Source organism: Pseudomonas sp. P5_B2, assembly GCF_056400445.1.
The window spans coordinates 1-6,629 of the sequence record NZ_JBFULH010000237.1 but is presented as its reverse complement, the minus strand read 5'-3'; the positions used below and the strand labels follow the sequence as shown (position 1 = coordinate 6,629).

Annotated in this window: 6 protein-coding genes; 5 read left to right on the top strand and 1 reads right to left on the bottom strand. The window is 57.6% G+C overall.

Annotated features, from left to right (window positions below; genetic code table 11):
• Nucleotides 1–1,692, bottom strand: a 1,692-nt coding sequence (locus AC1DRJ_RS17000) for an oxidoreductase (protein WP_477803179.1), incomplete at its 3' end; no start/stop codon positions are given.
• A gap of 135 nt (nt 1,693–1,827) precedes the next feature.
• On the opposite strand from AC1DRJ_RS17000, the gene AC1DRJ_RS16995 reads away from it, so the two are divergent.
• The 5 genes from AC1DRJ_RS16995 (at nt 1,828) to AC1DRJ_RS16975 (ending at nt 6,519) form a co-directional block, all read left to right on the top strand.
• Nucleotides 1,828–2,487 (top strand): TetR/AcrR family transcriptional regulator, encoded by a 660-nt coding sequence (locus AC1DRJ_RS16995; RefSeq protein WP_477803178.1) that lies wholly within the window; start codon nt 1,828–1,830, stop codon nt 2,485–2,487.
• A 32-nt stretch (nt 2,488–2,519) separates the two neighbouring features.
• On the top strand, nt 2,520–3,359 hold the full coding sequence (locus AC1DRJ_RS16990; RefSeq protein WP_477803177.1) for a pyrroline-5-carboxylate reductase family protein: 840 nt from the start codon (nt 2,520–2,522) through the stop codon (nt 3,357–3,359).
• Between the two features lie 41 nt (nt 3,360–3,400).
• A complete protein-coding gene (locus AC1DRJ_RS16985) occupies nt 3,401–4,402 on the top strand; it encodes an ABC transporter substrate-binding protein (protein WP_477803176.1) in 1,002 nt (333 codons plus the stop codon).
• Between the two features lie 154 nt (nt 4,403–4,556).
• The gene (locus AC1DRJ_RS16980; protein WP_202949218.1) at nt 4,557–5,420 is read left to right on the top strand and encodes an ABC transporter permease; all 864 of its coding nucleotides are present in this window, start codon (nt 4,557–4,559) and stop codon (nt 5,418–5,420) included.
• On the top strand, nt 5,410–6,519 hold the full coding sequence (locus tag AC1DRJ_RS16975; RefSeq protein ID WP_477803175.1) for a quaternary amine ABC transporter ATP-binding protein: 1,110 nt from the start codon (nt 5,410–5,412) through the stop codon (nt 6,517–6,519). Before AC1DRJ_RS16980 ends, AC1DRJ_RS16975 begins: the two co-directional genes overlap by 11 nt.
• Nucleotides 6,520–6,629 lie beyond the last annotated feature (110 nt).

Below are 6,629 nucleotides of genomic sequence, written 5' to 3'. Positions count from 1 at the left end.
ATCCAATGCTTGCAGGGAGCGCATGTAGGGCACCAGATTCATCGCCATGACTTCCGGTGCGAAGGTTCGGTCCGGCGTCATGATCTCGACTTTTGCGCCACTTCTGGCGATGAACTCGGCAGCCTGCAGCGCCGCATGATCACCGGCGTCATCGAACAGCAGGACACTGCGCCCAGGTTTCACATCCCCGGCAATAATGTCCCAGGTGGAGACCACCAGATCATTGCCAGCTGAGAGAATTTCGGTATGGGGCAGGCCGCCGGTGGCGATGATCACCACGTCCGGGCTTTCGTCGTGGATTGTGCTGGGTTCGGCCCAGGTATTGAAACGAAAGCTGACGCCGCGCGCCAGACACTGGGCCATGCGCCACTCGACGATGCTGATCATTTCCCGCCGGCGTTCCGATTGCGCGGTGAGCCGAACCTGACCGCCGGCCTGGTTGGCGGCTTCGAACACCACCACCTCATGGCCGCGTTCGGCCGCCACTCGAGCCGCTTCCAGCCCGGCGACACCGGCTCCGACAATCACAATCTTGCGTTTGCTCGCTGCCTTGGGGATGTCATGGGGCATGCTGGTTTCACGACCGGTGGCCGGGTTGTGAATGCAATAGGCCGCACCGCCCTGATAGATCCGATCGAGGCAATAGTTGGCGCCGACGCAGGGGCGAATATCCTCTTCGCGACCTTCGATAATCTTGCGCACGATATGCGGATCGGTCATGTGCGCCCGGGTCATGCCCACCATGTCGATCTTGCCCGAAGCGATGGCATGGCGGGCGGTGGCCACGTCCGGAATCTTCGCTGCGTGGAAGGTGGGGAAGTCGGTGGCGGCGCGAATCTCTCCCGCGAAGTCCAGGTGCGGTGAGTTGCGCATGCCCTGGATCGGAATCAGGTCGGTCAAACCGGCATCGGTGTCGATGTGGCCGCGGACAACATTGAGAAAGTCCACCATGCCGCTGTCTTTCAAGCGCCTGGAGATGTCCAGGCCGTCGGCCGCGGTCAGCCCGCCGGGCATCAATTCGTCGCCGGTGTAGCGCACGCCTACGATGAACTCGTGGCCGACGCGCTGGCGAATAGCACTGAGGATCTCGAAGGTAAAGCGCAGCCGGTTATCGATGGAACCGCCATACGGAGCATCGAGGTCGTTGGTCAGTGGCGACCAGAACTGATCCATCAGATGCCCGTAGGCTTGCAGTTCGATGCCGTCCAGGCCCGCAAACTTCATCCGTTCGGCAGCGTCGGCATAGTCCTTGATGATGCGTTCCACATCCCAGTCCTCCATCTTCTTCGGGAAGGAGCGATGGGAGGCTTCGCGTTCGAATGAGGGTGACACCACGGGCAGCCAGTCGCCCTTGTCCCAGCGCGTGCGCCGGCCCAGGTGCGTCAACTGGATCATGACGGCCGCGCCATGTTCGTGGCAGGCGTCGCTCAGGTCGCGCATCCAGCCGACCACCTCGTCCTTGTAGGCCAGAATGTTGTTGAATACCGGTGGGCTGTCCCGGGAAACCGCAGCGGACCCGGCGGTCATGGTCAACGCCACGCCGGCCTTCGCCCGTTCCACGTGGTAGGCGCGATAGAGGTCCTTGGGCATGCCGTCCACGGGATAAGCCGGTTCGTGGGCGGTGGTCATGATGCGATTTCGCAAAGTCAGGTGTTTCAACTGATAGGGCTGGAGGAGCGGATCATTCAGCATCGGCGAGACTCTCCAAAAGACGGCAAGGACCTACATTGAAATTACGGTAGGGTGAAATGTACACCTGTGTCAACACTGTGGACACTGGTGTACATTTTGCTTGCGTGGTGTTGTTTGAGCGGCTAGGATCGAGCCATGAACGAACCAACCAAAGCAGTAGAAACCGGCTGGAGAGGGTCACTGGAAGGGTGGCTCGACGCAGCCTATGAAAGCCTGACCGAGTGCGGGGTCGACACGGTGCGGGTGATGCCGCTGGCCAAAAAGCTGGGGTTGTCGAGAACCAGTTTTTACTGGTTTTTCAAGGACCGCGAAGAGCTACTTGCCGCGTTGATCGAGCGCTGGCGGGTGAAGAACACCGGTAATCTGGTCACCCAGACCGAGTGTTATGCCGAGAGCATTGCCGAAGCGATGCTTAACGTTTTCGACTGTTGGCTGAACCCCGATCTGTTCGATTCACAGTTCGAATTTGCCGTGCGCAGTTGGGCCTTGCAGTCCGCTGAAGTGTCCGAGCATATCCGCGTTGCCGACATTGCCCGACGCGAAGCCCTGATCCGGATGTTCATGCGCTTCGACTACACATACGAGGGTGCCGATGTGCGGGCCCGGACGATTTACCTGACACAGATTGGCTACATCAGCACCAACACCCGAGAGGATATCGGGGAGCGAATGCGGCGGATTCCCGAGTACGTGAAGATCTTCACCGGCCAGGAACCCCAGGAGCGTGAATTGAAACGCTTCTACGCCCGCCATGGGTATGTGATGGATGAGGTTTCATCGTCTACCCAGGACTGATCGCAACGTCTGACTGACGAAGGCAGGTTCACATGTACGAAGAACCCACGATAGGCATTGTCGGTGGATCGGGATGGCTTGGCCGATCGATTGCCCTGGCGATGCTCGACAAGGCTTTTGTCCGGCCTGGTGCGTTGGTGCTTTCGAACCGCAGCGCGAGCAACCCGCTGCCGGGTGCCAAGTGGTCGCAAGTGACGGTAACGCGTGACAACCAGGAACTGGTGGAACGCTGTGAGGTGGTCATCGTATCCGTGCGCCCCGAGCAGTTTGCCGAGGTAGAAATCTTCGCTGAAAACCGCTTGGTGATTTCCTTGATGGCAGGCGTTTCTCTGGAAGAAGTGGTGCAGCGTACCGGCAGTCGGCAAGTGATTCGTGCCATGGCCAATGCCGCCGCCGAAATCGGCAAATCCTATACTCCCTGGTTGGCTACTCAAGAGGTCAGCGAAGCGCAGAAAGCGTTCGCCCAGCGCTTGTTCGAAACCTTTGGTGGCGCCGATGAAGTCTTCCGAGAAAGTCATTTGAACTACCTGACGGCGTTGGTGGGAACCGGGCCTGCTTACCCGGCGTTGCTGGCTAGCTGCCTGTTTCAGCATGCCGTGAGCAGCGGCTTGCCACCGGCGATCGCCCAGCGCGCTTCCCATGCAGTGGTGGTGCACGCCAGCCAGTTGATTGGCAATGGGCACTCCGTCGACGAACTCTTGCAGACGCTCATCAATTATCGCGGTGTCACGGCGGCGGGTCTCGACGCCATGCTCGCCAGCGGATTCGATAAAACAATAAAAGCAGGTCTGGATTCAGCGGCCTCGGTTGCCAATTCCATGAGTCCCTTTGCCCATTCTGCTGACACGAAAGAAGGTCCAATGACGCGGTAGTTGGCCCTCCTTAACTCTGGCCGCAATCGAGGTTAGCGTTTATGAATTTAAAGTCTTTCTCGAAGACGGGACTTGCACTCGGCATCGTTGCCTTCAGCGGTTGGGTGTCAGCCTCCGAGTGTGGTGATGTGACGATTGCCAACATGAACTGGCAATCGGCTGAAGTCATGGCCAACGTCGACAAGCTGATTCTCAATGCGGGTTACGGTTGCAACGCCGATCTGGTCACTGGGGATACGGTTCCGACCATCACTTCCATGGTCGAGAAGGGCCGGCCTGATATCGCACCCGAAGGCTGGATCGACTTGGTTCCGGAAGTCGCCAGGACCGGCCTTCAGAGCGGCAACCTGATCCAGGCGGCGAACTCGTTATCCGACGGCGGCTCGCAAGGCTGGTGGATTCCGAAGTACATCGCTGACGCCCATCCGGACATCAAAACCTTCGAGGATGTGAAAAAGCATCCGGAACTGTTCCCGGCCCCTGACGACAAGAAAAAAGGCGCGATCTACAATGGCCCGCAGGGTTGGGGCGGCACTGTGGTCACCAGTCAATTCTATAAGGCATACGACTTCGAGAAGGCCGGTTTCGTGCTGGTGGACACTGGCTCGGCCGCCGCGCTGGATGGCTCCATCGCCAAGGCCTACGAGCGCAAAGCACCCTGGCTGGGGTTTTACTGGGAGCCGACCGCTTTATTGGGCAAGTACCCGATGGTGAAACTGGACACTGGGCATCCGGTTGATGCTGCGCAGTGGAAACGTTGCAATACCGTCGCCGATTGTCCTGATCCAAAACCCAATGGCTGGCCGATTGACCGGGTCTACACCCTCACCACCAAATCCTTTGCCGCTCGCTCGCCGACTGTCATGGCGTACCTGAACAAGCGCGCCTGGTCCAACGAGACGGTGAACAAATTGATTGCCTGGATGACCGACAACCAGGCCACCGGTGAAGAAGGCGCCAAGTATTTCCTGAAAAACAACGAAGCGCTCTGGACTCAATGGGTCACCCCTGAAGCCAGCGGCAAGATCAAGGCTGCGCTTTAATCCACCTCGGTCGATGCAGCTCGCCTAGCGCGCTGCATTGAACCTCGCGCCTTGATAAAAATAAAAACACCCAAGTATTGAAACGACCTGCCAGCTTTCTAACGGTCTTCTACAAAAGGGGAATGTCATGGAGTGGTTACTCAGCTTTCCACACATGGAGGACGAAAGACTCCGGGCTTTGAAAAAGGCCATCGATGGAGCCTTTCGGAACTTCACCAGCACCTACGGCGACAGCTTTGAAGCCTTTTTTCAGCCATTGCAGATTTTCCTCAATCAGTCCGAAAGGTTCATGACCACGACGCCATGGCCGATCATCATTGTGCTGGTCGCCTTGATTGCCTGGTTCGCCAGCCGCAGCTGGAGAATCGTCCTGGGGTGCGTGTTCACCCTGATGGCGATCGGTTATCTGGATATGTGGTCCGACACGATGAAGACCCTGTCGATGATCTTCGTCTGCACGGTGATATCCATCGTCATCGGTTTGCCGACCGGGATCGCGATGGCCCGTTCCAACCGCCTGCAGAACCTGGTCAGCCCAGTGCTGGACGTGATGCAGACCCTGCCGAGTTTTGTCTACTTGATTCCGGTGGTGATGCTATTGGGGATCGGCAAGGTCGCGGGGCTGATAGCGGTTGTGATCTACGCCTTGCCGCCGATGATTCGCCTGACCAATCTCGGCATCCGTCACGTTGACGCCGAAATGCTGGAGTGCGCCGACGCCTTTGGTTCGTCCAGTTGGCAGAAGCTGAAAAACGTTCAGTTACCCTTGGCATTGCCCTCGATCATGGCCGGCATCAACCAGACAATCATGATGGCGCTGGCCATGGTGGTTATCGCGTCGATGATCGGGGTTCAAGGCTTGGGCCAACCGGTGCTCAAGGCTATTTCCAATCAATATTTCACCCTGGGCATTTTCAACGGGCTGGCGATTGTCGGGATTGCGGTGATCTTCGACCGCGTCAGCCAAGCCTATGGCCGAAGACTGCAAAAGCATTTGGAGAGGGTTCATGGCCACTAATCTGACCAACGATTTCGGCATCGAAATCAGGCATCTCTACAAGATCTTCGGCTACCAGGCGCAGGCCAGTATCGAGCGGGTCAAACAGGGCATGAGCAAGGCGCAACTGTTGAGCACTCACAGTCATGTGCTGGGCTTGAAGGACATCAATATCAGCATGCCGTCCGGGGGCATCCAGGTGATCATGGGGCTTTCCGGTTCGGGAAAGTCGACCTTGATCCGCCATATCAACCGATTGATCGAACCCACCGCCGGCGAAGTCATTGTCGGCGGCGTGGATGTGCTCAAGATGAGCCCGAATGATCTGCGAGAGTTTCGCCGACATAAAATTTCCATGGTGTTCCAGAAGTTCGCGCTGCTGCCCAACCGCACCGTACTCGACAATGCGGTTTATGGGCTGGAGATTCAGGGAATGTCCCGTGACAGGCAAGTAGAGATCGCCACAGGCTGGTTGGACCGGGTTGGGCTCCAGGGTTACGCAAATCACTATCCCAATCAGCTGTCCGGAGGCATGCAGCAGCGCGTTGGCCTGGCCCGGGCATTGGCCAGTGATGCGCCGATTCTGTTGATGGATGAAGCGTTCTCGGCCCTGGATCCGCTGATCCGCATGGACATGCAGTCGGTGCTGCTGGACCTGCAAAAAGAGATCAAGAAGACCATCGTGTTCATAACCCATGATCTTGATGAGGCACTGCGCATTGGTGATCGCATCGCAATCTTGCGTGACGGTGAGGTAGTGCAACAAGGCACTCGGCAGGAAATCGTCATGAATCCTGCTGATGATTACATTGCCAACTTCGTCAAAGAAGTGAATCGGGGTCGGGTAATCGGTGTCGAGGCAATCATGCGGCCCATTGTTCAGGTGAAAGCCGGAGCGACGTTGATCGTACCCATCGGGACGTCATTGGAGTCAGCGGTCAAGAGACTTGTTGAGGCGGGGCTCGATGAATTGGTGGTCACAGACAATCAGGGGCAGCCAGTGGGGCAGTTGGCGCTGAAGTCAATTATCGCGACGATGGTCACCTCGACAGTGAGCGAAGAAGCGCAGGTTGTGCAGCCGAGAGTGGTGTCGAAAGCGACACGGATTGCCGAAGGATAGTCGGGGAAATAGCGGGGTGACAAGGGGGGCGTCCTCCATGACGCAGGCGCAGCTTAGAGGCTATGCGATTGATTCTCAAGTGCTATTTGTACAGTTGTTTGGCCCAATAC

What these genes read in the sequence shown, in the direction of transcription:
- AC1DRJ_RS16985 (WP_477803176.1), top strand. Translation starts at nt 3,401, where the DNA reads ATGAATTTAAAGTCTTTCTCGAAGACGGGACTTGCACTCGGCATCGTT.
- AC1DRJ_RS16980 (WP_202949218.1), top strand. Translation starts at nt 4,557, where the DNA reads ATGGAGGACGAAAGACTCCGGGCTTTGAAAAAGGCCATCGATGGAGCC.
- AC1DRJ_RS16975 (WP_477803175.1), top strand. Translation starts at nt 5,410, where the DNA reads ATGGCCACTAATCTGACCAACGATTTCGGCATCGAAATCAGGCATCTC.
- AC1DRJ_RS16995 (WP_477803178.1), top strand. Translation starts at nt 1,828, where the DNA reads ATGAACGAACCAACCAAAGCAGTAGAAACCGGCTGGAGAGGGTCACTG.
- AC1DRJ_RS16990 (WP_477803177.1), top strand. Translation starts at nt 2,520, where the DNA reads ATGTACGAAGAACCCACGATAGGCATTGTCGGTGGATCGGGATGGCTT.